At 63.4% G+C, this 26,283-nt stretch carries 29 protein-coding genes and 1 other annotated feature; of the genes, 19 read left to right on the forward strand and 10 right to left on the reverse strand.

Annotation, left to right across the window (positions count from 1 at the left end):
• Positions 1–36: 36 nt before the first annotated feature.
• Positions 37–1,265, forward strand: a protein-coding gene (locus OVY48_RS02085; protein WP_096064161.1) for an IS3 family transposase whose coding sequence is annotated in 2 segments (ribosomal slippage) — positions 37–325 and positions 325–1,265 — 1,230 coding nt in all. Because the reading frame shifts where the segments join, the coding sequence is not laid out codon by codon here.
• Positions 318–432, forward strand: a sequence feature (AL1L pseudoknot). Its footprint overlaps the gene before it by 115 nt.
• Here OVY48_RS02085 and OVY48_RS02090 read toward each other — a convergent pair.
• On the reverse strand, positions 1,189–1,647 hold the full coding sequence (locus OVY48_RS02090) for a multicopper oxidase domain-containing protein (RefSeq protein WP_313921743.1): 459 nt from the start codon (positions 1,645–1,647) through the stop codon (positions 1,189–1,191). The two genes, OVY48_RS02085 and OVY48_RS02090, sit on opposite strands and share 77 nt — an antisense overlap.
• Before the next feature lie 858 nt (positions 1,648–2,505).
• Here OVY48_RS02090 and OVY48_RS02095 point away from each other — a divergent pair.
• The 9 genes from OVY48_RS02095 (at position 2,506) to OVY48_RS02135 (ending at position 8,347) form a co-directional block, all read left to right on the forward strand.
• Positions 2,506–2,862 carry a hypothetical protein gene (locus OVY48_RS02095; protein ID WP_193378846.1) on the forward strand — a complete coding sequence of 119 codons (357 nt, stop codon included), beginning with the start codon at positions 2,506–2,508 and terminating at the stop codon, positions 2,860–2,862.
• A 142-nt stretch (positions 2,863–3,004) separates the two neighbouring features.
• Positions 3,005–3,484, forward strand: a complete 480-nt coding sequence (locus OVY48_RS02100) for a heavy metal-responsive transcriptional regulator (protein WP_004212654.1) — start codon at positions 3,005–3,007, stop codon at positions 3,482–3,484.
• Positions 3,481–3,702: a hypothetical protein gene (locus OVY48_RS02105; protein WP_037476095.1), complete on the forward strand. Its 222-nt coding sequence runs from the start codon at positions 3,481–3,483 to the stop codon at positions 3,700–3,702. The genes OVY48_RS02100 and OVY48_RS02105 overlap by 4 nt, the downstream gene beginning before the upstream one ends.
• A gap of 58 nt (positions 3,703–3,760) precedes the next feature.
• A complete protein-coding gene (locus OVY48_RS02110; RefSeq protein WP_009824017.1) occupies positions 3,761–4,081 on the forward strand; it encodes a hypothetical protein in 321 nt (106 codons plus the stop codon).
• 23 nt (positions 4,082–4,104) lie between these two features.
• On the forward strand, positions 4,105–6,015 hold the full coding sequence (locus OVY48_RS02115) for a 2Fe-2S iron-sulfur cluster-binding protein (RefSeq protein WP_313921744.1): 1,911 nt from the start codon (positions 4,105–4,107) through the stop codon (positions 6,013–6,015).
• On the forward strand, positions 6,015–6,743 hold the full coding sequence (locus OVY48_RS02120; protein WP_037476100.1) for a hypothetical protein: 729 nt from the start codon (positions 6,015–6,017) through the stop codon (positions 6,741–6,743). Before OVY48_RS02115 ends, OVY48_RS02120 begins: the two co-directional genes overlap by 1 nt.
• Entirely contained in the window at positions 6,740–7,462 is a 723-nt protein-coding gene (locus OVY48_RS02125; protein ID WP_037476102.1) for a hypothetical protein, read from the forward strand. Before OVY48_RS02120 ends, OVY48_RS02125 begins: the two co-directional genes overlap by 4 nt.
• Positions 7,449–7,892, forward strand: coding sequence for a DUF1622 domain-containing protein (locus OVY48_RS02130; RefSeq protein ID WP_037476104.1), 444 nt, complete (start codon positions 7,449–7,451; stop codon positions 7,890–7,892). Before OVY48_RS02125 ends, OVY48_RS02130 begins: the two co-directional genes overlap by 14 nt.
• A gap of 14 nt (positions 7,893–7,906) precedes the next feature.
• Positions 7,907–8,347, forward strand: coding sequence for a four-helix bundle copper-binding protein (locus OVY48_RS02135; RefSeq protein ID WP_037476106.1), 441 nt, complete (start codon positions 7,907–7,909; stop codon positions 8,345–8,347).
• A gap of 146 nt (positions 8,348–8,493) precedes the next feature.
• On the opposite strand, the gene OVY48_RS02140 is transcribed toward OVY48_RS02135, so the two are convergent.
• From OVY48_RS02140 to OVY48_RS02160, 7 genes are all read right to left on the reverse strand, one after another.
• On the reverse strand, positions 8,494–9,240 hold the full coding sequence (locus tag OVY48_RS02140) for an HAD-IIB family hydrolase (RefSeq protein WP_009824013.1): 747 nt from the start codon (positions 9,238–9,240) through the stop codon (positions 8,494–8,496).
• Positions 9,173–9,433, reverse strand: coding sequence for an HAD hydrolase family protein (locus tag OVY48_RS23815; protein ID WP_409592948.1), 261 nt, complete (start codon positions 9,431–9,433; stop codon positions 9,173–9,175). Before OVY48_RS23815 ends, OVY48_RS02140 begins: the two co-directional genes overlap by 68 nt.
• On the reverse strand, positions 9,342–9,536 hold the full coding sequence (locus OVY48_RS02145) for a hypothetical protein (RefSeq protein ID WP_037476108.1): 195 nt from the start codon (positions 9,534–9,536) through the stop codon (positions 9,342–9,344). The genes OVY48_RS23815 and OVY48_RS02145 overlap by 92 nt, the downstream gene beginning before the upstream one ends.
• 34 nt (positions 9,537–9,570) lie before the next feature.
• Positions 9,571–10,920, reverse strand: coding sequence for a glucose-6-phosphate dehydrogenase (gene zwf, locus OVY48_RS02150; protein ID WP_081912901.1), 1,350 nt, complete (start codon positions 10,918–10,920; stop codon positions 9,571–9,573).
• 182 nt (positions 10,921–11,102) lie between these two features.
• On the reverse strand, positions 11,103–11,429 hold the full coding sequence (locus OVY48_RS23820) for a Rap1a/Tai family immunity protein (RefSeq protein WP_354957803.1): 327 nt from the start codon (positions 11,427–11,429) through the stop codon (positions 11,103–11,105).
• A gap of 75 nt (positions 11,430–11,504) precedes the next feature.
• On the reverse strand, positions 11,505–11,909 hold the full coding sequence (locus OVY48_RS02155; protein WP_228165648.1) for a PepSY domain-containing protein: 405 nt from the start codon (positions 11,907–11,909) through the stop codon (positions 11,505–11,507).
• On the reverse strand, positions 11,906–12,796 hold the full coding sequence (locus tag OVY48_RS02160; protein ID WP_008603797.1) for a DUF1259 domain-containing protein: 891 nt from the start codon (positions 12,794–12,796) through the stop codon (positions 11,906–11,908). Before OVY48_RS02160 ends, OVY48_RS02155 begins: the two co-directional genes overlap by 4 nt.
• A 240-nt stretch (positions 12,797–13,036) precedes the next feature.
• Here OVY48_RS02160 and OVY48_RS02165 point away from each other — a divergent pair, with 240 nt between their 5' ends.
• The 6 genes from OVY48_RS02165 (at position 13,037) to istB (ending at position 19,550) form a co-directional block, all read left to right on the forward strand.
• Positions 13,037–13,915, forward strand: coding sequence for a chromate resistance protein ChrB domain-containing protein (locus OVY48_RS02165; protein WP_232307676.1), 879 nt, complete (start codon positions 13,037–13,039; stop codon positions 13,913–13,915).
• 2 nt (positions 13,916–13,917) lie between these two features.
• The gene (chrA, locus tag OVY48_RS02170) at positions 13,918–15,315 is read left to right on the forward strand and encodes a chromate efflux transporter (RefSeq protein ID WP_017184237.1); all 1,398 of its coding nucleotides are present in this window, start codon (positions 13,918–13,920) and stop codon (positions 15,313–15,315) included.
• A 74-nt stretch (positions 15,316–15,389) separates the two neighbouring features.
• Positions 15,390–16,058 (forward strand): superoxide dismutase, encoded by a 669-nt coding sequence (locus OVY48_RS02175; RefSeq protein ID WP_017184236.1) that lies wholly within the window; start codon positions 15,390–15,392, stop codon positions 16,056–16,058.
• Between the two features lie 88 nt (positions 16,059–16,146).
• Positions 16,147–17,166: a Cj0069 family protein gene (locus tag OVY48_RS02180; protein WP_162182219.1), complete on the forward strand. Its 1,020-nt coding sequence runs from the start codon at positions 16,147–16,149 to the stop codon at positions 17,164–17,166.
• 57 nt (positions 17,167–17,223) lie between these two features.
• Positions 17,224–18,723 (forward strand): IS21 family transposase, encoded by a 1,500-nt coding sequence (istA, locus tag OVY48_RS02185; protein WP_313921745.1) that lies wholly within the window; start codon positions 17,224–17,226, stop codon positions 18,721–18,723.
• Positions 18,720–19,550 (forward strand): IS21-like element helper ATPase IstB, encoded by an 831-nt coding sequence (gene istB / locus OVY48_RS02190; RefSeq protein WP_125946501.1) that lies wholly within the window; start codon positions 18,720–18,722, stop codon positions 19,548–19,550. The genes istA and istB overlap by 4 nt, the downstream gene beginning before the upstream one ends.
• Before the next feature lie 1,331 nt (positions 19,551–20,881).
• Here istB and OVY48_RS02195 read toward each other — a convergent pair.
• Both OVY48_RS02195 and OVY48_RS02200 read right to left on the reverse strand, forming a co-directional pair.
• A complete protein-coding gene (locus tag OVY48_RS02195) occupies positions 20,882–22,348 on the reverse strand; it encodes a multicopper oxidase family protein (RefSeq protein ID WP_009823982.1) in 1,467 nt (488 codons plus the stop codon).
• Positions 22,349–22,969: 621 nt separating this feature from the next.
• Entirely contained in the window at positions 22,970–23,191 is a 222-nt protein-coding gene (locus tag OVY48_RS02200; RefSeq protein WP_037479748.1) for a hypothetical protein, read from the reverse strand.
• 398 nt (positions 23,192–23,589) lie between these two features.
• Between OVY48_RS02200 and OVY48_RS02205 the strand changes: the two genes are divergently transcribed.
• From OVY48_RS02205 to OVY48_RS02215, 3 genes are all read left to right on the forward strand, one after another.
• The gene (locus OVY48_RS02205; protein WP_313921746.1) at positions 23,590–24,006 is read left to right on the forward strand and encodes a hypothetical protein; all 417 of its coding nucleotides are present in this window, start codon (positions 23,590–23,592) and stop codon (positions 24,004–24,006) included.
• Between the two features lie 150 nt (positions 24,007–24,156).
• On the forward strand, positions 24,157–24,486 hold the full coding sequence (locus OVY48_RS02210) for a hypothetical protein (protein ID WP_043150735.1): 330 nt from the start codon (positions 24,157–24,159) through the stop codon (positions 24,484–24,486).
• 253 nt (positions 24,487–24,739) lie between these two features.
• On the forward strand, positions 24,740–26,260 hold the full coding sequence (locus tag OVY48_RS02215) for an aldehyde dehydrogenase family protein (protein WP_313921747.1): 1,521 nt from the start codon (positions 24,740–24,742) through the stop codon (positions 26,258–26,260).
• The last annotated feature ends 23 nt before the right edge of the window (positions 26,261–26,283 follow it).

The following is a 26,283-nucleotide window of genomic DNA, read 5'->3' on the forward strand; positions in this document are numbered from 1 at the left end:
CCAGGAGGCTCCAACTTGTGAGAAGGAGCATCCGTTATGAGCAAGACAACCAACAAATTTTCACCTGAAGTCCGCGAGCGGGCGGTTCGTATGGTGGTGGAGCAGCGGGCCGAGTACGGCTCGGAATGGGAAGTGATGAAGTCGATCGCGGCGAAGATCGGCTGCTCGCTGGAGACGCTGCGCCGGTGGTGCCGCGAGGAGGCGAGCCGACGAGCGGGGCCAGCGGCGCTGGCGGCGGATGACCGGGAACGCCTGAGATTGCTGGAGCGCGAAGTGAAGGAACTACGCCGGGCCAACGAGATTTTGCGCAAGGCATCTGCGTATTTTGCGATGGCGGAGCTCGACCGCCCCGGGAGATGATGATGGCGTTCATCGACGTCCATCGCGAGGATTTGGGTATCGAGCCGATCTGCCGGGAACTGGCAATCGCCCCATCCTCCTACCATGAACACGCCGCGCGTAGTGCCGATCCCGGCAGGCGTCCAGCACGTGCGCAGCGTGATGACGAGATCAGGGAGCAGATCAAGCGGGTCCATGAGGCCAGCTTCGGTCTCTATGGCGCACGCAAGGTCTGGCACCAGATGCGGCGTGAAGGCATCATGGTGGCGAAATGCACGGTGGAACGATTAATGCGCGCCATGGGGCTGGCAGGCGTCCGTCGTGGGAAGAAGACGATCACCACCATCAGCAACCCGAAGGCGCCGTGTCCGCTGGACAAGGTCAATCGGGCATTTCGCGTCAGCCGGCCAAACGCCCTGTGGGTCGTCGATTTCACCTACGTGCATACTTGGGCAGGCTTCGTCTATGTCGCCTTCGTGATTGATGCTTTTGCCCGGCGGATTGTCGGATGGAAGGTCAGCACGTCAGCCACTGCCAGCTTCGTTCTGGATGCCCTGGAGCAGGCGATTCATGCCCGCAGGCCAGATCCCGATGATGGACTGATCCACCATAGCGATAGGGGAGTTCAATATCTTGCGATGAACTATACCCAGCGCTTGGCCGAGGCCAAACTCGTCCCCTCGGTCGGTAGCGTAGGTGATTCCTACGACAACGCCTTAGCCGAGACGATCAACGGCCTTTACAAGGCCGAGGTCATCTGGCGGCAGCGATCATGGCCAAGCGTTTCGGCCGTGGAAATGGCAACGCTGCGCTGGGTCGATTGGTACAATAATCACCGGCTCTTCGGCCCTATCGGGCACATCCCGCCCGCTGAGGCCGAAGACAATTACTATGCAGCCCTCGAGAACCTCGATATGGCTGCATAGCCAAATGAAAACTGCCTCCTGAAAACCCGGGGCGCTTCACTCCGTCCATCTGAAACGGCAGGATCAGGCCGTGCCAGTGGATCGACGTATCCTCGTCAAGCGCGTTCTCGACGCTGATGCGCACCTTCTGCCCTTCCTTGAGGCGGATCAAGGGAGCCGGCAGCACGCCGTTCATTGTTATGGCGTGACCGGTGCGGCCTCCGACGGCGAAAGCGCTATGGTCAACCCTAAGATGGAGATCTTCCCCGGTGAGTGTCGGCATTGGCGCTAGTCCGGCCGAGCCGGTTTGTGCCCATGCCGGGAAAAGTCCGGTGAGACTTAAACCGGCAGCGCCCAGCGCGCCTGCACGAAGCAAATCGCGTCGTTCGATAAGGTGGTTCATAAAAAATCCTTCTGAGTTCGCGGCGGCCCATTTGTATGCCCGCTCACAGGAGCAGGTTCGACGCGAAAGGGGCACCGGCCAGACTTCGATAATATTTGATGATTCATATTGTGCGCGGCGCGCGGGTCGGTACCCCTCGGTTGCCGGTCACCTGACGCCGAGCTTGGAAGCCAGTGCCATGGCGGGCACACCGTTCTTGCGTGACGGCGGCAATGGGGTGCATCATCGTTCAACCTCCCATGATGATCGCGTGTCTGGCAGAGCACATAAGAGATACGCAGCGGGCGAGCATTCCCCTCTCAAAAAAACCAATCAGGGCCTTCGAGAAATTTTAACGGCGCCAGCTTTTGGAGGACGGCGCGGCTCACAGGAATTTTTCGCCACCATCCACATTGCCGCCTATGCGGCCATGCGACCGAGCCCGTCCCGTCACAAGACATCACATGAAGGCAGACAGCCGCTAGCGGTATTGCGAGCGCCCTGGGAACGGCCCCTTCGGCATCGCCGCTTGCAAACCCGCTGCAATGAACGTGGCAGTGCCTGCCGCGCGTCGCCTGCTGCACCAATATTGCCCCCTGCTGCTTACCTTGATTCACTGAGGCCGCTTTTGCTGCTCGCGCGGCCAAGCTTTCAGCTCGTCAATCTCGCACCGTGCCAGCTCTGAATTTTTGTAATTTGTGATAGCTCGCAACGAGGTTGTCTCGTGGAGCGGCCTCTGGCCCAGACCCACGCTGCGGGCTGCGAACATTACGTATACCGGCGTTGGACCCGGGCCCATAGTCCTGTCTCCGAAGAAGACAAATCTTCCCGTCGACGATTCACGCGGCGGTGCCCATTTTCTCTTCGAGGGAGCCCAAGATGATCAAGAAATCTATCATGGTCGCGCTGGCCGGTATCGCGATGTTCGGCGCTTCGCCCCTGCTGGCTCAAGGCATTGGTCACAGCTTGTTCATGCGCGGCTCGATCGTCGACACGGGCAGCAACGGCACGGTCGTCTGCATCGGCAAGGCCGATGGCGCCGAGGTCGGCCAGAAGCTCGAGGTCTATCGCGTCGTGACCCATCCGGGTCCGCCCAAGGGCGTGGCGCCGACCTATCACCGCCAGCTCGTCGGCCATGTGACGATCGATCATATCTTCGATGATCACTTCGCGCATGTGTCCGTCGCCGACGGTACGCCTGCCAAGCACGACATCGTCGAGCTTCGCAAGAACTGACGCGCCGGTGGCCCGGCGGCACACGCTGCCCTGATGCGAGGCATCGGGGCAGCGGGTTGCCGGCGGCAACGGACCGTTCGGGATCGAGGCGAAACCGCTTGACCCTGGACCATGGTCCTACCGGCATGATCGAGCGGATGACATGGGCAATTTCAAGATCGGCGAACTGGCCGCCGCGGCAGGCGTGGGCCGCGATACGATCCGCTATTATGAGCGGATGGGCTTGCTGCGCGAGCCCGCGCGCACGGCAGCGGGCTACAGGCTCTACGACGCGACCGACCTCGAGCGCGTCAATTTCATCCGCTCGGCGCAGGAGCTTGGTTTCACACTCGAACAGGCCCGGCAGCTGCTGGCGCTCAGGGCGTCGGACACCGCGCATGCCCAGGCCGTGCTCGATATCACGCTTGCCAAGATCGCTGACGCCGAAGCCCGGCTCGAGCGCCTGTCGGATATCCGCGACATGCTGCGGATGCTCGCCGACGAATGCCCGGGCGAAGTGCCCGTCTCCGATTGCCCGATCCTCGCCTTCCTGACGGCGCGGCGGAAAGACCAGCAGCATAACAAGAAACATCAGGCAGCGCAGGACGAACGATCATCACTAGCGAAAGGGGTTTTGTCATGACGACAATGCGTTTGATCGCCGTCCTCACGCCGGCGCTGCTTCTGGGCGCCTGTGTGACCACGCGGCCGACCTCGGCGCAGGTCGAGAGTTGCCGGGCGATGGAGGGCAATATGGGTCTCCAGACGCCGCATGATCATGGCGAGATGAAGGGGCAGGGGCGCAACCCGATGAACCTCTCGCACGACCGGTGCCTTCAGATCCTGCGCAACGCGCAATGATCGGGTCCGGGCGCCATCCCTGGCGCCCGGACACAGTTTTCAAGCCAAGGAGCAAGCTATGATCGACCATGCGAAAAAAGCCCTTCCGCTTGTCGGCGGAAGCCTGTTGCTGGCGCTCGCGCTTTCGGGCTGCGACCGCCAGGCCGACCAGACGGTGCCGCCCGCGGCGAACAGCGTCGCCGCCACCCCGGTCCTGACCGACAGCGGCAACGCTGCAGACGCGGCGTCGATGGACGCGATGAGCAACCAGGCCGAGATGGAGCGGCATCACCGTCAGGCGATGGACCATGACGCGATGCGCGCCGGGGCCGGCAACCAGACCGCGCCGGCACCCGATCCCGCGCCGGGCAATTCGGCGATGCCGATGAAGGATATGTAAGCGCGCTGAAAAAGGGGATGAGGATGTCCAGGCGGATCAGCCTTCGACGCTTGAGCCTCGGCTGCGCAATCGCTCTCAGCCTGTCCGCGGGCGCGGGCGCGCAGGAGGGCGAGGATCATGCCGCGCATCATGGCGCAGGCATGCCGGCCGGCGGGGGCATGTCCGCACCGGCATCGTCGGGGTCGTCGGACATGGCGAAGATGATGAACCCCATGATGGATCGCATGATCAATGGGGAAGGGGAGAATGAGCACGGCCACGAATCGCGCCGGACCGGCTTCATCTCGCAACTGCTCGCCTTTCCCGCGCTCGACGAAGCGGCAAGGCAGCGGGTCGCTGCGCAGGCTGGCGAACGGGTAAGCACGGGCCTAGCGATGATCAACGCCGCCTCGGCCGACGGCGCGCGTGCAACCACGGTCTCGGCCCGGCTCGATGCGGCGCGCCGCCTGCGCGAGGGAACCGACCTGTTCCGGTCCGGCACCGCCGCGCAGGGCGCGATCGGCGGCTTGCAGCCGCCCCGGGAGGTCGGGCTTGCCTGGCTGCGCGATCAGCTCGACATCGACCAGGCCGCGCCCGGCCATGCCGATCACTGGTTCGGCATCTCGCCCTCGCACCTGCTTCTCATGCTGTTCCTGGGGCTGGTGAGCGCCACGCTGATCGCGCTGCAGATCTTCCGCCTCCGGCGGATCGGGGCGATCGCCGGTGGTGTCCCCACCGGCAAGACATTGACAAAGCCGGAGCCGAAGGCTGCCCAGCCCGCTACCAGGGTTGCGCCCGCGCCTGCCCCCGTTGCCGACAGCGCCGGGCTCGCGCCGAGCAATGCGGCCGCGCCCGGTGGGGCTTCGCTGCGCAAGCCCAAAAGCTGGGCGGGGCAGCTGCGCGTGGTCCAGATCGTGCGAGAGACGCCGAGCGTGCTGACCTTCCGGCTCGCGGACCCGGCCGCCGACCGGCTGCCGTTCGACTTCCTGCCGGGCCAGTTCCTGCAGGTCGAGGTAGAGCCCGAAGCGGGCAAGACCGCGCGCCGTTCCTACACGATCGCCTCTTCGCCGACCCAGCGGGCCTATGTCGAACTGACGGTCAAGCGCGAGGAGCAGGGCGTGGTCTCGCGATACCTGCACGACAAGGTCGTCGCCGACGATCTGCTGAAGGTCAGCGGACCGTTCGGCGCCTTCACCTTCACGGGAACGGATGCCCAGAGCATCGTGCTGATCGCGGGCGGGGTCGGCATCACCCCGATGATGTCGGTGCTGCGCTATCTCACCGACACCGCGTGGAAGGGTGATATCTTCTTCTTCTACGGCGCACGGTCGACCGAGGAATTCGTGTTCCGCGACGAGCTCGAGCGGCTCGAACGCCGTTTTCCCAACCTCCATATCGTCGCCGCGATGCAGCGCGCGCCCGGCACCGTCTGGATGGGCCCAGAAGGGCCGATCACGCGCGAGATGATCCTGGCCGCGGTGCCGGAGATCGCGAGCCGGCGCATCCATATGTGCGGCCCGCCGGCGATGATGGGCGCGATGCGCGGCGTGCTGGCCGAACTCGGCGTCCCCGAAGCGCAGCTGCACACCGAGGCGTTCGGTCCGGCCTCGCTGCCGGCCGACCACGAGGATCTCGAGGTCAAGCCCGCGCCCCCGCCAGCGGATAAGCCGGCCCCGAGCGCCGAGGTGGCGCCGAGCACGGTGACCTTCTCCGTGTCGGGGGTGTCGGCGGCCTTGCCCGCGGACGAGACCGTGCTGGAGGCGGCCGAGGGCGCGGGCGTCGAGATCCCCTATGCATGCCGTGCGGGCACATGCGGCGCCTGCGTGGTCAAGCTGCTGCAGGGCGAAGTGACGATGGAGGTCGAATCCGGCCTTGCGCCCGCCGACAAGGCGCAAGGCTATGTGCTCGCGTGCCAGGCGAAGGGGACGGGCACGCCGCTCGTGGTCGAAGCCTGATGCGCGAACGCAGCGACATTGCCGTGGGCCTGCTGGTCGCGTTCCTGCTGCTGTTCCCGTTCGGCTATCTCGTGCATGTGTCGCCCCGCTTTCCGGGTAGCCTGGCCGGCGGGATCATCGGGATCGCAGCGCTCGTGCTGATGCTGCTGACGCTTCCTTATGTCGCGGCCAAGCACATCGCCTGGGTCGACAAGGCGCTCTCCCGGGTCGTCAGCAAGCCAACCCTGCTCGCCATCCACATCTATGCCGGCGTGCTGGCGCCGATCCTGGGTCTGGTCCACGCCGCGCACAAGCTCGAAAGCCCGGTCGGCCTGCTTCTGACTATCCTCCTTCTGATGACGGTCATCACCGGCTTCATCGGCCGCTACCTGCTTGCCCAGCTTGGTCGGGCGCTGCGCGGACGCAGGTCAGAACTGGCCTCGCTTCGCGCCGCCTTCCTCGAGGAGCCGGCGGCGCCGACGCAGGCCGATACCGCAGCCCCGCCGCTGTCGGGCTGGAAGCGCTATCTGTTCGTCGCCGGCGATGCGCCCGCGGGCCAGCATCCCCAGGACAAGGCGGGGATCGCCGCGGCGCTGGCCGATACCGAATTCGCGATCCGTGCCGAAGAGGCAACCAACTCCCTGTTCACACGGTGGCGGTTCCTGCACATCCTGCTGGGCTGTCTCATCTTCGCGCTGCTCGCGCTCCATGTCGGCGCGGCGCTCTATTACGGGCTGCGCTGGCTATGAGCTGGCAGCGTCTTTCCTACGCCGTCTTCATCGCAGCCCTGCTGGTGATGGTCGCCGCGGTCGCGATCCGGATGCGATCGGACGCGCCGAGGGATGCCGGCCTGATGGCGCAGCTCGTCTCGCCCGGCCCGCTCTCGAGCGCGCACCAGTCCTTCGCCGGCCAATGCACGGCCTGCCACACGCCGGGCAAGGGCGTCGAAACCCGGACCTGTCTCACCTGCCATGCGGGCACGGATTTCGGGACGAAGCAGTCGACGCAGTTCCACGCGAAAGCGACGCAGTGCACCTCCTGCCACGTCGAACATGAGGGAGAGCGCGGCATCATCCGCATGGATCACGCCGCGTTGCTCGACATGGCGAAGTGGCGGCAGCCGTTGGCGGGCATGTCGACAAACATTCGAAGCCTGACCCCCGAGACCGCGCTCAATTGCGCGAGCTGCCATGCGTTCCGCGATCCGCACCAGGGCCTGTTCGGCACCGACTGCGCGAGCTGCCACAAGACCGACAGCTGGAAGATCGCCAATTATCGCCATCCGTCGGTCAATTCGACGCAGTGCGCCGAGTGCCACAAGGCGCCGCCCAGTCACTTCATGGAGCATTTCAGCATGGTCTCGCAGCGCGCAGCCGGATCGAAGGCGCGCGTCGACCAATGCTATGCCTGTCACGCCACCGACAGCTTCAACAATATCCGCAAGCGAGGCTGGTATGATCACCATTGAGGCCGACTGGCTGAGCGCCTTCTTCCGGCTCGCGGTGATCGGCCTGGAACTGGCGGGTACGCTGACCATCCTGGTCGGCGCGGGGCTCGCAACCTTTCTGTTTGCGCGGCGGGCGAGGGCGGGCGACCGGACCGAGGCCTATAGCGCGTTCCGCTCGGCGCTCGGCCGCAGCATCCTGCTCGGCCTGGAATTCCTGGTCGCCGGCGACATCGTCAAGTCGCTGGTGATCAACCCGACGCTCGACGATCTCATCGTGCTGGCAGGGCTGGTGCTGGTGCGGACCTTCCTGAGCATCTCGCTCGGGGTCGAGATCAACGGCCACTGGCCTTGGGAGGAAACCCGGATGGCGCGGGAGAAGGCACGCGCGGCGTGGGATGGGTCGCCTGCGACGGCTGAGGCCGCCGGATGCGGTACAGCGCTCAAGGGATAGCAGATGGGAGGTGCATGATGATCGAGAGACGCGAATTGCTGATGGCCGGCGCCGGCCTTGCCGCCGCTGGAACGCTGGCTGTGCCGGCGGCGGGGCAGCAGCATCCAATGGAAGGGATGGCGATGTCGATGACGGACTGCATCGACGATTGCGTGGCTTCGCACCGCATGTGCCTGGAGACCGCCACCTGGCTGACCAAGCGAGGCGGCGCGTCAGCCACGGCGTCGCTGATCGCCATGCTGAACGACTGTGCGGAACTGTGCCAGGCGTCCGCCAACTCGATGCTGCGCGAATCCCCCCTCCATACCATCCTGTGTCGCGCCTGCGCTGACGCCTGCGAACGATGTGCGCGGGAATGCCTGAGCCACGTCGTGGACGAGCGGATGAAGCGTTGCTCGGCTACCTGCAAGGACTGCGCCGCCAGCTGTCGGATGATGGCGGACATGGCGAGCTGAGTTTCCTCGGACACGCCCAGGCGTAGTGGGGTCAAGCAGATCCGGCACTATTGAAGCGATCCGTCGGCTCCACAATGTGGGGCCGCTGCGAAGCTGGGTCGTATGGGTGCGAAAGCGGGACTGGTTAAGGATCGGCGGTAGCGCATCTAGACCAGCCAGGCAGCGATCGCGCCAACCACCGACTTGGTTTCGGCAACGTCGCGGACTCGCACGGTATCCAGCCCGAGGTGCTTGGCCGGATAATCATTTCCGCCCGGGAAGATCGCGTCACCGAAGAAGATCATCTCGTCGAGTGCGACGCCGGTCTGCTCGGAAAGGCGCTTAAGGCCATAGGCCTTGTCTATGCCTTCGCGGGTGATGTCGATCGATGTCGCCCCGCCGATATTGATGGCAAAGCCTGGCAGCAACGGCTGGAGCAGGGCCTGCAATTTCTTGCGCTTGGCGTGATCCGGATCCCACGTGTCCTTGGCCTCGAGCGGCGCCTGCTGACCGAGCGCGGAGAATGTGATCTGGCTGCCGCGATCCTCGATCTGCTCGCCCCAGATGTTCTCGTTTGCATAGCCCGCCTGCTCGACCGCCTTGGTCAGTGCTTCGCGGATGCGCTGGCTTTCGTCGCCGGTGAACAGATCGGCATAGATACGCGTCCATTGGCCGTCGGCGTGACGATAGAGCTTGGTGCCCGTGGTCGGCTGGATGATGAAATTGTCGAGCCGCGCCCGGGCAGGCATGCGTGACACCACCTGTTTCTCGAATTGCGGCCAGTCGCCTCCGGAGATGATCGCTACCATCGTCACGTCGAGCAGGCGGGTAAGCAGATCCGCCATTTCATCGTCGAGCGGCTGCTTGCTGAGCGCGAGCGTTCCGTCGAGGTCGAAAGCGGCCAGTCGCTTCATGATGATCTCCCACAAGCGGCAGCAGAAATGCGTCGATGGCATCGGCGATGCCATCTTTGTCGTTGCTGGTTGAAATGTAGTGCGCTGCGCTACGGATCTCCTCAGGCGTCTTGCCCATGGCGATCGATAGCCCGGTGCGCACGAGCAAAGGGCAGGTCATTGGGCATGTGGCCGAGCGCCCGCGCCAGGGCATCGACGCCAGCTCGCTTGTTGGCATAGGAGTTGGTGATGTCCAGATAGTAGGTCCGCGACCGGGCAGTCGTCGCCGACGCCAGGCTCTTGTCCTTGCGAACCAAAGTCCGTCGATGTCGGAGATGACGAGGCCAAGCATCATTGGCCGATCCTGTGCCAGAAGCGGCCATCGCGTTCGAGTAGGGCATCTGCGCCGGCCGGGCCGGCGCTGCCTGGTGCATAGGATTCAAGCCTGCCCTTGCCCTTGGCCCAGCGATCGAGGATCGGCTGGACCGCGGCCCAGCCCGCCTCGATCTGCTCGGCGCGCTGGAACAATGTCTGGTCGCCGGTCATCATGTCATAGAGCAAGGTTTCGTAGCCGGTCCGGCCCGACAGCTTGAAGTGGTCGGCATAAGTGAAATCGAGCGTTGTTCCTGCGGTCTTGATCACTGGACCCGGTTTCTTGACCAGCATGTCTAAGACGATGCTTTCGTCCGGCTGCAGCTGGAAGATCAGGCGATTGGCTGGCAGGCGGTCGATCGGACAATCGCGGAATAAAGCGTAGGGCACTGCCTTGAACGTGACGACGATCTCCGTATCGCGCGCTGCCAGCGCCTTGCCGGTGCGCAGGTAGAAGGGCACGCCGGCCCAGCGCCAGGTGTCGACTTCCAGCTTCAGTGCGACATAGGTCTCGGTCCTGCTGTCGGCAGCGACATCCGGGACCTTACGATAGGCCGGCACGTTGCGGCTGCCGACACGGCCCTTGCCATATTGGCCGCGCACTGCGCAGACTGCGGTGGGCTTGCGGATCGCGCGCAACACCTTGGCCTTTTCGTCGCGGATCGCGTCGGCATCGAAGCTGTTGGGCGGCTCCATCGCGATCATCGCCAGCAGCTGGAACAGATGGTTGGGGACCATGTCGCGGAGCGCGCCGGTTGCATCGTAGAAAGATCCGCGCGATCCGACCTCGACCGTCTCGGCAGCGGTGATCTGGACATGGTCGATATAGCGATTGTTCCACACCGCTTCGAACCATTGGTTGGCGAAGCGCGCGACCAGGATGTTCTGGACAGTTTCCTTTCCCAGGAAATGGTCGAGCCGGTAGATCTGGCTTTCCGGGAGCAAGGCGAGGATTCGGGCGTCAAGCGCCTTGGCCGAGGCGAGGTCGTGGCCGAACGGCTTTTCGATCGCGACGCGGCGGAACCGACTGCCCGCTTCCGCCATCAGGCCTTTGGCGGCAAGCTTTTCGACGATGGCGCCGAAGAATTGCGCCGGCGTGGCAAGGTAGAAGACCGCGCTTCGGTCGCCCAACGCCTGGGCGACATCGTCGAACACCCGGTCTGCGGTGAAATCGCCCTGGAGGTAGGCGATGCGCTTGCGCAGATCACGCCAGCAATCGCCCTCGGTCGCGAACTTATCCAGGCTGGCGCGCAACGTCTCGTCATCGCCATCGCTGCGGCCGATGCCGAGGATGGTGAATTCCTTTCCCAGTAATCCGTCGGTGCACAGATGGCGTCACCTCAAGGTTTGTGCGCCAGACAACGATTTGGCAGACATAATGCGAACATCGGCTAATTAGCGAGCTTGAGGCGCGACATGGGATCGTTGAGCTGGCGGAATTCACCGCCAGGCGGACGCTCCGCCTGCCCTCAAAGGCAGCCGCCGGGCAGGCTACGCCGCGGGGTACGATGCTACTGACATGGCCAAGCCTTCGCTAACGAGCGTTCAGCTCCGGCCACCATATGAACACTCATAAAATAGCTATTCTGCTCCGCCCAGCGTAAATATGCCGCGCGCAGCGCCGATCGGTCATAGCGTGGAGCGCGGCATTCCGCTTTTCGCGCGACGATCATCATGTCGAGCACGCCTTGGAGGTAAGCGCCGCATCGCGGCTCATTCGCTTGACAGCTTACGAACAACGCCGAGCCCGTCGCCGACGCGGGTTCGGTTTGGCTGATCGCACTATCAGGCAGGGCGGCCAAAGCGGCGCATAACAATATCCATCGCCTTGGCCGCATTTTCGTCTCCTATTCCGCAGTATCATTTCGGAAGGGGCGCACGGCCCTCGACGGCCGGCGCCCCGTGCTGATCCATCATTCGCGGCCGAGCACCTGGCCTTCGGGCGTGACGAACAGTTCGATCGTCTTTCCGTCGCTGTTCTTGCCCTTGATTTCATAGAGCGTGCTTCCGTCCGCCTTTCGGGTGACTTGCTCCGCTTTGCTTATTGACGCGAGTTGCGCGCGTGCCGCGTTCATCGCGGCCTCGGGCACCTGAGCAAGCGGGATGTCTCGTTCGCTGTGCTTGCCGATTATCCGGTTTTCGTTCGCCTCGTGGTTTTGCGCGATCGCCACGCCCGCGATCGCCAGCGCGGCCGCGCCCACGCCTGCGACAACAGTGAGAGTTCGTTTGCTAGCCATGTTCCATTCCACTTCCTGCATAAGGGCCGTGGGGTCGGGCGGGCGGCGGTTACGGCCCAATGAGCCGTCGTCCGAGTTCAACTCCTCTGATTGTTCATCCTGTCGAGCGCCGCGCGCAGCCCACGGGCGAGCTTGGCTGCGTCGTCGTTGGCCCAGAAGTGCATGAAGAACAGCCGCGGCTCGTCGTTTAGCATATGATTATGCAGCGCCGTGACCTCGATCCCGTTCGTCCGCAGCACGCGCAGGACCGGATCGACCTCGTTTGCGACAAGTACGAAATCGCCGGTGATGGCGGCTCGGCCGTCCCCGGTTGGCTGAAAGTTGATCGCGGTCGCCGTGCCCATCGTCGGCGGAGTCTCCATATCGCCGTCCATCAGCCGCTCGGCGCGCGGAAAGCTGTATTGGAGGATGCCACCGGCCGTCTTGCCCTCACCGCCCATCAACCGGTTGAGCGCGGCCACATCGAGGTCGAGCCGCGATGCGGCTGCGCTGGCCGAAGGCGATTGCGGCGCGGCGAGCGGGGTCCGACTGGCTGATAGCGCTTGCCGGAGCGCGGCCGCGAGCTTGACCGGGTCGCCGTGGCCGGCAATGTGCATGTACATGGTCGCAGGCGAAGAGCGGAGCAGGTGATTGTGGAGCGCGGTGATCGTAAAACCGCTTGCGAGCAGGCGGCTCAAAACGGGGTTCACCTCGTCGTGGGTCAGCACGAGATCGCCCATCACCATCGCCTCGTCGCCCATCGGCTGAAACGCCGCCCAAGAGCCGAGCGCGAGGGAGGGCTTGATCGTCACCCCATCCAGCGTGACGCTCAGGTCCGAACGCGGGAAGCTGTAGCGGTGAACGCCCCCCGGCTGTTCGGCCCCCGCTCGTCCTATCGCCCGGTCGACAGCCGACCAGTCCGGCGCTGCCCATGCCGGGCTTGCCAGCAGGAGGCTGGCGAATCCCAAGGCGATGGTCTTTTTCAGCATAATTGATCCTTCATCAGCGCACTCGACACGGAAAGCCTCACGTCATGCGAGCGCGCCGCCGGCGAGCCGCGACATTGCGCTCCGGTTTCTTTCTTCGGGATAAGCAGTCCTATGCTCATGAGGCTTGTGATGCAACCCTTACACTTGTAGGCTAGTGACGATACAACTATGACAAATACACAAGCTTCCCCTTGGTTGCTCCTGATCCCGCAGCTTCCGGCTAAGCCTGCCTATTTGCGGGTGAAGGTCTGGCGGCGTTTGCAGGCGATCGGGGCCGCGCCGCTCAAGAACGCCGTCCATGCGCTCCCCAATCGCGAGGACACGCGCGCGCTGTTCGAAGAACTGCATCGCGAGATCACCGAAAATGGCGGCGAGGCGCTGATCCTCGAAGCGCGCCTTGTCGGCGGCATGGGCGATGCGGAGCTGCGCGGAGTGTTCGACGCTGCGCGTGACGCCGACTATGAGGAGTTGGCACGCGAGGCGCGCGCGCTGTGTGAGGGCGAGTATGTCGCGGCGGCGGATGTGGGCCGCCTGCGCAAACGCCTGAACGAGGTCGCCGCGATCGACTTTTTCGGTGCGCATGGTCGGCAGGCGGCACAGGCCGCCATCACCGAGGCGGACCGCCGCTCTCACCAACATCCCGATGTGAGCGGCCCCGGTGCGCCCGAGCTGACCCCGGCGGAGCTAAAGCGCCGCGTTTGGGTGACGCGCCGCCATGTCCATGTCGATCGCATCGCGTCCGCCTGGCTCATTCGCCGCTTCATCGACCCCGAGGCGAGCTTCAAGTTCGTCGAGGGCAAAGGATATGTGCCGGAGCCTGACGAACTGAGGTTCGACATGGCGGACGCTGAGTTCACCCACGAAGGCGACCGCTGCTCCTTCGAGACCTTGGTGTTCCTCACCGGTCTCGAGACCGACCCCGCGCTGCGGGCGCTCGGCGAAATTGTTCACGACCTTGATATTGCCGATGCTCGGTTCGAGCGCCCGGAAACTCCGGGAGTGAGCGCGCTTATCGCCGGCATCTGTGCCGGCACCGACGACGACGAGGAGCGGATCGCGCGCGGATCGACCGCGCTCGACGGATTCTATGCTCACTTCACCCGGCGAAAAGAGGACTAAAGATGGAGGCCAGCGCACGCGCTGAAATCGCAGTCGAGACGCTGCACGAGCACGGCATCAGCTTTGGCGAGGCGGTGCGCGTCTGGATCAGGGTCGCGCTGCTCAGCTTCGGCGGACCGGCGGGCCAGATAGCGGTGATGCATCGCATCCTGGTCGAGGAGAAGCGCTGGATCGGCGAGGAGCGGTTCCTCCACGCGCTCAACTATTGCATGCTGCTGCCCGGCCCTGAAGCGCAACAGCTAGCTGTCTATATTGGCTGGTTGCTCCATAAGACCAAGGGCGGCCTGGTCGCGGGCGCGCTATTCGTGCTGCCCGGCTTCCTCGCGATTTTAGGGCTCAGCTATGTCTATGTGCTGCTCGGCGAAGTGCCGCTGGTCGAGGGATTGTTCTTCGGATTGAAGGCCGCCGTGCTGGCGGTGGTGCTACAGGCGGTGGTCCGGGTGGGTTCGCGTGCCTTGAAGAACAACGTCATGCGCGGTTTTGCCGCGCTGGCGTTCGTCGCGATCTTCGTGCTCGACGTGCCCTTCCCGCTGATCGTGCTTGCCGCCGCGCTGATCGGCTTCTTCAGTGGCCGCGCTGGTTACGCCGCATTCAAGGGCGGCGGCGGACATGGTCCCGCCGGCGCTGAGATAATCCACGACCGCGACACCGCTCTTGGCGAGGGCCTTCCCGACCATGCCCGGCCGAACCTCTCTTGGTCGCTGCGCATCTCCGGCGTCCTGCTGCTGCTCTGGCTCGGGCCGGTCGCAGCGCTGCTGTTCGCGTTCGGCCCCGACGACGTGTTCAGCCGCATCGCCACCTTCTTCAGCCAGATGGCGGTGGTGACCTTCGGCGGCGCCTATGCGGTGCTCGCCTATGTCGCGCAGGAGGCAGTCGAGACCTATGGCTGGCTCCAGCCCGGCGAGATGCTCGACGGGCTCGGCATGGCCGAGACCACGCCCGGGCCGCTGATCATGGTGACGCAGTTCGTCGGCTTCCTCGCGGCCTTCCGCGAAGCGACCGGGCTGCCGCCGCTCGTCGCCGCGACCTTCGGCGCAATCCTCACCACCTGGGTTACCTTCCTGCCATGCTTCCTGTGGATCTTCGCCGGCGCGCCATTCATCGAGCGGCTGCGCGGCAACCGCGCATTGTCGGCCGCGCTTTCGGCGATCACCGCCGCAGTGGTCGGCGTGATCCTCAATCTGGCGGTCTGGTTTGGTATCCACACTCTGTTCGAGCAAGTCCGCGAAGTGCCGTTCGCAGCCGGCACCATCGATCTCCCAGTCCTAACGTCCGTCAACTGGCCGGCGCTGGCGCTCGCGGTGGGTGCGATACTCGCCATGTTCCGGTTCAAGGCCGGCATGCTGCCGGTGCTCGGCGTCTGCTCGGTCCTCGGGGCCGCATATGTAATGATCATCTGAAGGAGTGACGCGTGACGATCGACCATCTTTCCCGACGCAGTGCAATCGCAACTCTTGGCATCGGAGCCGCCGCCATGACTATCAACGAAGCCTCTGCGCAGACGCCGGCCGCAGCGCCGGCGGCTGTCCCCGCCTTTGCCGGAAATCATCAGGTCAAGCCGCTCAGGTTCAATCCCGCCAGGCTTCACGGCCTCTCCGAAAGGCTGATCACATCGCACCACGAGAACAATTATGCGGGCTCGGTCAAGGCCCTGAATATGATCGAGACACGACTTGCCGCCGCGCTCGCTGACACGGACCTGCCGCCGGTGGTCTATGGCGGATTGAAGCGCGAGGAGCTGCACCGCACCGGCTCGGTCGTGCTCCATGAGGTCTATTTCGACGGGCTCGGCGGCAACGGCCAGGCAGCCGGTTCCATCCGCGACGCGCTGGGCGCGGCGTTCGGCTCGTTCGACCGCTGGGAAGCCGACTTCCGCCGTACCGGGATGAGCCTTGCCGGCGGATCGGGCTGGTGCGTGCTCGTCTACAATCTCCACACGCGCTCGCTGCACAACCATTGGGCGTGGGATCATATGCACGGTGCGATTGCCGGCGTGCCGCTGCTCGCGCTCGATATGTACGAGCACAGTTTCCACATGGATTACGGCACCGCCGCCGCCAAATATGTCGACGCCTTCTTCCGCAACATCGACTGGGAAGTGGTCGACCGGCGCTATGCCGCGGCTTTGCGCGGCGGCGGCTGAACCCGACCGCCGTGGCTTAACACCCACTGCTGCGCGACACCTGAGTTCGCGACCACAAAGGGGACAGGTCCGATGGGGAGATGCAACAATGACATCCGGCCCGAACATCGCTCTTCTTTGGCGTGGGCAAGCAGCCGAGTGGACGCATCGCTTTCATGAAGCCCGGCAGTGGCCTGTACTGTACAGGGACGAGGCGGTTCGCGAGATTCGGGACGAGCTGCTGTCGTGCGACGCAGTGCTGGTCTGGGTGAATCCGTTGGACATTTCAGGCGACCGCTCGCAGCTCGATCCAATGCTGCGCGAAGTCGCGGGGTGCGGCGTTGTCGTCAGCGCGCATCCTGACGTGATCGCCAAAATCGGCGTCAAGGAAGTGCTCTACACAACGCGATCCATGGAATGGGGCAGCGATGTCGATCGATACGTGGACGCTGAAGGCCTTCGCGCTCGTTTCCCCGAACATCTTGCCGCAGGCCCGCGCGTGCTGAAGCCGAACTACGGCAACGGCGGCAGGAATGTATGGCGTGTCCAACTAGACGAAGCGGGAAACGCTCCGGCTTTGAAAACGTCGGTGAAAGTTCAAGAGGCCCGCCAAGGAAGCAAATCGGAGCGCATCAGCCTAGCCGAGTGCTTGGAAAGGTGGGTGCCGTTTCTAAACGACGGCGGCGTGCTGATCGATCAGGCTTATCAGCCGCAGTCGTCCGAGGGCATGGTCCGCTGCTACGTGTGCGGGCACCGAGTGGTTGGCTTTGGGCACAACCTGATCACTGCGCTGATGACGCCAACGGCCATTGATACAACGTCGTCAACCCCACAGCCGATGGGCCGCGCCATGTTCGGACCGGAGGTGACGCGCTTCGCAGCCTTACGGAAAGCGATGGAGGATCGCTGGATTCCAGAGATGCAAAGGTTGCTGTCGATCGCCGACCACGATCTTCCGCTTCTTTGGGACGCCGACTTCCTATTTCGCCCTGGTGAAGCCATCAGCGATGGCTCCTATGCGCTTTGCGAGATCAATGCTAGTTCGGTTGCACCATTTCCGCCAAGCGCCGTCCAGCCAGTGTGCAGGGCGGTGACAAACCAGGCCAATGGAGCGCCGGCAAATTGCTGAGCGCGGCGGAGTAAAAACCAGCCATTGGTAAGGTTGCTCTTTTTGGAGCGGCCGGGGATGTTTGCCGTGGAGAGCTATGCAGCGGTACGCCGCTTTGTGTTTGTTGAAGGGAACAGCCAGCGGGAGGCAGCGAAGGTTTTCGGCCTGAGCCGAGAGACGATCGCGAAGATGTGCCGTTTCTCGCTGCCGCCTGGCTACACGCGCTCCAAGCCTGTCGCCAAGCCGAAGCTAGGATTGTTGCTGCCGGTGATCGACCGGATACTGGCTGAGGATTACGTCGCGCCGGTCAAGCAGCGGCATACGGCCAAGCGGATTTTTGAGCGGTTGCGCGATGAACATGGCTACGGCGGTGGCTATACGGTGGTGAAGGATTACGTGCGGCAGAGCCGTGTGCGCAGCCGCGAGACCTTCGTGCCGCTGGCGCATCCGCCAGGGCACGCTCAGGTGGACTTTGGCGAAGCGGTGGGCGTGATCGGTGGAGTGCGGCAGAAGGTGCATTTCTTCTGCATGGACCTTCCGCAGTCGGATGCCTGTTTTGTGAAGGCCTATCCTGCCGAGACGACGGAAGCCTTTCTGGACGGACATGTTTGCGCGTTCGCCTTCTTTGGCGGGGTGCCGCTCTCGATCCTGTACGACAATACCAAGATCGCGGTCGCCAAAATCTGCGGGGATGGCAAGCGTGAGCGGACCCAGGCCTTCACGGGGCTGGTCAGCCACCACCTGTTTGCCGATCGCTTTGGCCGCCCAGGCAAGGGCAACGACAAGGGGAAGGTCGAAGGGCTGGTGAAGTATGCGCGCTCGCACTTCATGGTGCCGATCCCGCGCGCGGCGACCTATGACGACTTCAACGCAGAGCTGGAACGGCGGTGCCGGGCCCGGCAGGAAGAGCGAGCCGGGCGCCACACCGAGACGATCGGGGAGCGCCTGGCGGCAGATCTGGCGGCTTTGCGCCCGCTGCCCGCCGGCACGTTCGAACCATGCGAGACCAAGGGGGCACGCGTCTCCTCGACCGCGCTCGTGCGCTACCGCACCAACGATTACTCGGTGCCGACCTGCTATGGCTTCCAGGACGTTGTAGTGAAGGGCTTCGTCGACCGGGTTGCCATCCTGTGCGGGGGCGAGGAGATTGCCCGTCATCCGCGCTGTTATGGCGAGGCCATGTTTGTGGCAAACCCGCTGCATTATCTAGCGCTGATCGAGACCAAGCCAGGCGCGCTCGATCAGGCCGCCGCGCTTCAGGACTGGACCCTGCCGGAGGACTTCCAGCACCTGCGGCATCTCCTTGAGGTGCGGATGGGCAACAAGGGGAAGCGCGAGTTCATTCAGGTCCTGCGCCTGCTTGAGGCAATGCCGATGGAGGTGGTGACCTTCGCGGTGAAAGAGGCCATCCACATCGGGGCTATCGGCTTCGATGCGGTCAAGCAGATCGCACTGGCGCGGATCGAGCGTAGACCCGCCCGGCTCGACCTGGAAGCGTATCCGCACCTGCCCAGGATGGAGGTCAAGACCACACGCGCTGCCGACTATGCCAGCCTGCTGCCGGGGATCGCTGCATGAGCCGGGCGGGGGATGACAAGATGCCCATCGGCACGACGGCGGGCACGCCGCAGGTGCTGCTGGCGCATCATCTCAAGCAGCTCAAATTGCCCACCGTGCTGCGCGAGTATGAGAAGCTGGCCCGGGAATGTGCGCGCGATGGCGTGGATCATACCCGCTATCTTCTGCGCCTTATCGAGCTGGAACTCATCGACCGGGAGCGGCGCACGGTGGAGCGCCGTATCCGCGCCGCCCGGTTCCCGGCGGTCAAGAGCCTGGACACCTTCGACTTCACGGCCATCCCCAGCCTCAACAAGATGCTCGTGCTCGAACTGGCGCGTTGCGAGTATATCCTGCGGCGGGAAAACATCATCGCGCTGGGCAACAGCGGGACAGGCAAAACCCATGTAGCGCTCGCCCTGGGCTTGGCCGCCTGCCAGAAGGGCTTCAGCGTCCTGTTCACCACCGCTGCCGCCCTGGTGAACCAGTTGATGGAGGCCCGCGATGAAAAGCGGCTCCTGAGGATGCAGCGCGAACTTGCCGCCGTAAAACTGCTGATTGTCGATGAACTGGGCTATGTCCCGCTCTCGCCGACGGGGGCCGAACTGCTGTTCGAAACCTTCTCCCAGCGCTACGAGCGCGGCTCCACGATCGTGACCTCAAATCTACCCTTCGAGGACTGGACCCAGGTCCTGGGCTCTGAGCGGCTGACTGGCGCGCTCCTTGATCGCCTTACCCACCACGTCAGCATCCTGGCCATGAATGGCGACAGCTACCGGCTCAAGCAGTCTGCCCGCCGCCGCCGCACCGCCGGGGCGGACCAAAACCAGGCCACCACGCCCGACTGAAATGCCGAAAACGGCCAATATGCAAAGGGCCCCGATCGGGGCCCTTTGCATATCATCCGCGCCACATTCACTGGCCTGCTTTTACTCCGCCATGCTGGCCTAAAATCCGACCGCCGTTGACAGTCGGGGGGACGCCTGCGCCAGAGCTGGAAATGCTGAAGCGGCTGACATCAAATGCTCCTCTTGCCTTGGATCTCCATCGAATTCGTGGCGGCTAGGACAGCGGGAACAACCGGCATTTCGGCCTGGCGTCCCCTCCACGACTCGAACCTGCTCTGACCCTATCTGGGGCGAACGACCCGCGAAATTGTGATATATACGAATGGCGATCGGTCGGTTGACTGGGGCGCAAGAGCATCAGAACCGAAAACCGGTCGCTTGCGATTAGTACATCGGGCGGGCCTATATGCCTCCGCCTCGGCACCCGGCTTGAGCGTCCAAACCAACATGTCGGGATAGAATGAAGGTCACCTGGTCACCTTTTCCTCGTCCGGAAGCGAACTCGTCACCCCCGTTACCGCTCATGTGGTTGCTCGCTTGCACTGCGCATGAGACGATCACCGTCATCCCAAGTTCTGCGCCGGCTGCCTTGTCCTGGGCGATCTGCGATCAGATGCCATCGCAGGCGTCTCTTCTGTCTAGCGACAAATACGCATTACCACCGGCAGATGGTCGGCATAGTCTGCCCAGGGCAACCAACGAAGCTCGCAGCGGAGTGAGTGTGGATCGGAAGGGAACAGTATGACGATCGCGCTTAACGGGTTATATCGATGCCGGCTGCTCACTTTCACACGGTGGTCGTGTTCCATCTGGGCGATTTTCGCCGCGCTCACTGTGCCAACGCTACCTTCGCCGGCCAGGGTCGTTCCCGCAGGGGAAGATACCTCGACCACCAAGCTCGCGGGTGTCTGGTCATTTGATGGCCGATCCGGCTGTAAGTCGGGGATGGCCTGGGTTCTTAATCGCAACGGATCTTACAGCGAAATCCGATTGCCTGACCAGACGCCGCTTGGCGGAGGAAAGTGGTATGAACGCGGCGATACCATCTATTACTCATTGCCGCGAGTACTGACAGCGGCCGCGGGACGGCCCGACAAGCGTATGGTCATTATAGAGCGCGGCCCGCGGCGCCTGGTGGCCGTGACGAACCGCAGGGTTCGTCATGTGATGCACAAGTGTCCGGGATGATCGAATGCCTTCGATCGAGATGTGCGAAACGTTCTGGCCCAAGCCCGAAAAGGGAACAAAAACGAGAGCGGAGTTCGAAGTCACACGTCGAGCATTGCCCCCTTATTGGCATATGCAGGATTTCGCTTCTTGAGTTGTTCCCACTACGTCACGGAAAACTGACCCATCATGCCTTCGTCCTCGTGCTCCAGGATATGGCAATGGAACAGGAAGGGCGCTTTTGAAGCAGGCTGGTCGAAGCGGATTAATAACTCGACCGGTTCGTCCACGACGATGGTGTCACGTGGCCCCTGATCAAGAAGATCTGGTTCCTCGCCATCGCGACGTAGCACGTCGAAGTGCACTCCATGAATGTGGAAGGGATGGGCCATTTTCTGCCCGGAGACTTTCCATATCTCGACGGCGCCAAGCTCGACTTCCTCATCGATGCGATCAATATCGAATCGCCTGTGGTTGATCGTTAGCGGCTCTTCGTCGCTATCCATCATACCTCCCAGCCTCATGTTGAGCACCAGACGTCGCCGTGCGACGACCGTCGCCGGATCTGGCACCGCGCGGGACGCCAGGAGGAGCGGAAGCGTGGTGCTACCTCGCTTACTCGATGCCAAGCGCGGTGAAAATGTGAGGACAGTTTCATCCCCTGCGTTGTTTTCGCTAGCCTCGTGCCGATGCATCATGCCCATGCCATGCATCCTGAGGGTGCTTTGGTCCGGAGCCGATACCAACGAGACCGGTTTGCCATCGCTGAAGTCCACCAAGATCTCAGCCCGCTGACCGGAGGCCAGAGTGAGGGACTGCAATTCAACGGACTTTTCCAAAAGGCCGCCCTCGGTGCCGATCCAATAAAAGGCTCGTCCGTCGCTGAACGAAAGATCGTAAGTCCGGGCATTCGAACCATTTACGAGCCGCAGCCGCACTAAGCTTCTGGGAACGTCTGCTCGCGGGTTGTACGCGCCGTTTACGAGAATAACGTTGCCCCGCCTCCCGTCCAGCGCCACCATCATGCCCGCCGGTAACACCAGACGGCCATCCACGAACTGCCGATCCTGGATCAAGATTGGTAGATCGTCGACGCCGTAATCCGAAGGCAAACCGAGACCTTGCTCTTCCTCGTCGGTGACGAAGAGCAATCCCGCTAGGCCTGCATAGACCTGCTCCGCCGTTCGGCCATGTGCATGCGAATGATAAAAGAGAGTGGCCGCCGGCTGACGGATCGGCAGCGTCGGACGCCAAGTCTCGCCTGGACTAATGGTCTGGTGGGGGCTGCCGTCCAGCTCTCCCGGTACGAGCAGCCCGTGCCAGTGAACCGTGGTATCAGCAGACAGATTGTTGCTGACAGTCACCGTCACGTCGTCCCCGCGATGTACCCGCAGAGTCGGGCCGAGATAGCTTCCGTTGTATCCCATGGTGGCGCTCCGCCGCCCTGGGAAGAAAGTGGTTTCCCCTTCCTGCGCCCTCAGTCCAATTCTCTGCCCATGGTCGCGTGCATCTAACAGGCGAGGAATGGGCAGCGTGCCTGCTTGGTCCGGCGTCGCAAATCTGCGCGTGCATGCCGCCCCCAGCAGGAGGCCTCCGCCCGCCAAGACAGTTCGCCGGCTCAGAAAAGTCATTTCGAAGCCCCTCCTGAGCAATCGTGAAACTGACGCAAACGCGCTTTTCTCGATCCGATGAGATCCACCGAGGCGAAGCGCCGCTCTTCCCTTAAAGGGCGCGCGGGAGGGCAATATCCGTAATACCCGAACCGATCGCTTTTGTGCCCGCCCCCTCTGGGAAGACAAAATTGCCCTTCTAAGCTGGTTGCGGCCCTCGCCAGTTGATCAATAATCAGCCAGGCGAGCGTTCAATCACTGCGGCACCGATCCGAGCGAGCGTCTATTCCGACAATTTAGCCTGGGCCAGTCCGAGTGGCTGGTTCGGCGGTGGGCCTTGCCACGATCGCGCCGAAGCAAAAGCGGCGTGCGATTTACGTTTCGCTGTTCGCCACTGCAGCAGGCGGCGTCGCTTTCCAGTGCTCGGGCTAGGCGGAGGCTTTGATGGCCGCCGTCTTCGGTCATCCGCGCCCAGCTTTTGCTAGTAGCCGAACTAAAGCTGACATTGCAGGCTGACCGCCAGCTTCGCAAATTACGTATACTGCCACCTCCAGGCCGATACCATCTCAACGGCAAGCTCCCTGGGGAGCGAGAATCGACCGGGCATGTGTCCGGTCGAACTGAAACTCAGACTTGAAGGAATCATATTTGCGCAAGAAAGCAGCGATTATCGCTTCGCTCGCAGCCTTTGGCGTCCTTGCCGTCGGCGCCGGGCCAGTTCTCGCCGATGGGATGCCGCCGGGCATGCCCGACCTTGAACAGACGCTCAAGGCGAAGCCGGCGCCGGCTCGGTCCGACACGGCCCAGATGCAAGGCATGCGACACCGCGAAGTGCGGATGCCCGGTGAGATGATGCAGGACCATCGGATCGCTACGCGGGAGATGGGGACCCAGGACGGAGCCTCCCGCATGTTGCATAGGTCGCGGGGCGGTTGCTGACCCTGCAATTAAGCCAGCTCCGACCACGAGGCGGGGTGGCCAACGACCGTGGCCTGTTTCAACCGCAGCTTTGGCCCGCCGTTCTCCCACGGCGGGCCAATTGGTTTTTGCACTTCGCTGCCGGCCGCCATCAAGCGGGATCATGAATTGGCTTGACCTTGGACCATGGTCCACCCCGCACGATCCCGCGCATGCTTGTCGCGATCAAAAGCGGATTCGTAAGTTACGTATACAGACTGCGTCTCGCTAGCAGCATTGAAGCTTCGGAATTGCCGGGATCGGAACGTCGATCGGGCAACAGGAAGAACACTCGGAGACCCTCAATGCGACAGACGACATTTCTCGCGGCGCCCGTCAGCCTCTTCGCGACGCTAACCTTCGCCGCCGGCACCGCTCTCGCCCAGTCGACGCCCGCGCCCGCGCAGACTGCGCCGGCCCATGCCCACCAGCAGGGCATGGATCATGGCGGGCAGCAGATGCACGATCAGATGATGAAGGATCATCAGGCCGGCGCGCAGAAGCAGCAGGGGAAACCGGCCCAGCAGGATCAACAGGGCATGTCGGGGATGGCCGGCATGTCCGGCGGGTCGCCTGCATCGAACGGCTCGGGCATGGCCGGTAAGGCGAAGAGTGGCTGCTGCAAGATGCCGATGAAGAAGGCCAAGCCGGCCGCGAAGAAGAAGACCGCCAAGCCCATGGCCGACAAGCCCATGGCCGACAAGCCGATGAGCGACATGTGACGTTTCCAGCCCCGATAAAACCCCCCGGGGCTGAGGGCCCGCCGCCGCCCCCCCCGCGGCGGGCCAGTTCTTTGACGATGCCCAGCGTCGCCCCGTGCTCCCGGCCTTCAAAGCCGGGTCCGAGCGTCTGACGTGACAGAGGAAACAGTGATGCGAAAACATCTTGGCGTCGGTGCTGCCGTTGGCTTTCTGCTCTTTGGCAGCACGCCGCTCCTCGCACAGGGTATCGGCCATCGCTTGTTCATGCGCGGCAAGATCGTCCGTATGGATGCGGGCGGCACAGTGGCCTGCCTGGGCAAAGCCGATGGCGCACACATCGGGCAGATACTCGACGTCTATCACGCAACGCCGCGCCACCGCCGCCTTGTCGGTCATGTCGAAGTCGACCAGATTTTCGACGACCATTACGCTCATTTCCGCGTGAGGGACGGGACGCTTCAGAAAGGCGATTGGGTGAGCCTAAAGCGCGTCCGGGCGTAACGCCAGAATTGGAATGCCAAGCGCCGCCCTCGCCAAAAGAAGAAGCGGCCGAGTAACGCCTGTCTCGGCATAATTCCGATCAGGCGTGCGCGAATAGGTTCGGGAGTCGATGAATACTAATCGGCTCCGTCGGCGTGTCTGACCCTCAAAGCCCGCGACAGCGACACCAGACTACCTTCTGCGGAACTTACTTATAGGCCGCCCGGGCAAAGAGATTACTCCGTCAGGCTATCGATAGAGATGGAGTCAGGTTATGTTCGAGAAGGCGATCGGGACCATCAATGCGGCGGCCTCCTTCCGACACCGCTATGATAATTTCATCGGAGGCCGCTGGAGCGCTCCTGCGGGCGGCGAGTATTTCGCGGACACGAGCCCGATCAATGGCGCCCAGATCGCCGAGTTCGCGCTGTCGACGCCGGAAGATGTCGAGCGCGCGCTCGATGCGGCGCACGCCGCCAGGGATCAATGGGCAAGGATCGCGCCCGCCGAGCGCGCCAGGATTCTCAATCGCATCGCCGACCGGCTCGAGGATAATCTGGAGCTGCTGGCGCTTGCCGAGACGATCGACAACGGCAAGCCGATCCGCGAGACCCGCGCTGCCGACGTGCCGCTTGCGATCGACCATTTCCGCTACTTCGCCGGCTGCATTCGGGCGGAGGAAGGCGGCATCTCGACGATCGATGCGGACACCATCGCCTATCATTTCCGCGAGCCGCTCGGCGTCGTCGGCCAGATCATCCCGTGGAACTTCCCGCTGCTGATGGCGGCGTGGAAGATCGCCCCGGCGCTGGCGGCGGGCAACTGCACCGTCATCAAGCCCGCATCCCAGACGCCGCTCACCTTGCTGATGTTCGCCGAGCTCACCGCCGACATCCTGCCGCCCGGCGTGCTCAATGTCGTCACCGGCCCGGGACGGACCGTCGGCCAGGCGATCGCCGCCAATCCGCGCATCGCCAAGGTCTCGTTCACCGGCGAGACCGTCACCGGCAAGCAGATCATGCACGCGGCTGCCGACCATCTGATCCCCCAGACGATGGAGCTTGGCGGCAAGTCGCCCAACATCTTCATGGCGGACGTGCTCGACGAGGACGATGCCTTCTTCGACAAGGCGCTCGAAGGCTTTACTTTGTTCGCGTTCAACAAGGGCGAGGTCTGCACCTGCCCGTCGCGCGCGCTGATCCATGAGTCGATCTTCGACCGCTTCATCGAGCGCGCCGTGGCGCGCGTCGCCGCGATCCGCCAGGGCGATCCGCTCGACCCCTCGGTCCAGGTCGGCGCGCAGGCGTCGGAGGACCAGCTCCACAAGATCCTGGGCTATATCGATATCGGCAAGGCCGAGGGCGCGCAGTGTCTGGTCGGTGGCGCCAGGGCGCTGCCGGGCGGTGCGCTGGACCAGGGCTATTTCGTGCAGCCGACCGTGTTCGTGGGTCAGAACCACATGCGCATCTTCCAGGAGGAGATCTTCGGTCCCGTCCTGTCGGTCACCACGTTCAAGACGGTCGAGGAGGCGATCGCACTTGCCAACGACACCGCCTACGGTCTTGGCGCGGGCGTCTGGACCCGGAGCGGCAACACCGCCTACCGGCTCGGCCGCGCGATCGAGGCCGGGCGGGTCTGGACCAACTGCTATCATCAGTACCCCGCCCATGCCGCCTTCGGCGGATACAAGGCGTCGGGCTTCGGGCGTGAAAATCACCGGATGATGCTCGACCATTATCAGCAGACCAAGAACCTGCTCGTCTCCTATGACGAGCACGCGCTCGGCCTGTTCTGACCCCTCGCTCAAAAGGAGAAACG

This window comes from Sphingobium sp. SA2 (assembly GCF_032227065.1).
Classification (GTDB): Bacteria; Pseudomonadota; Alphaproteobacteria; order Sphingomonadales; family Sphingomonadaceae; genus Sphingobium.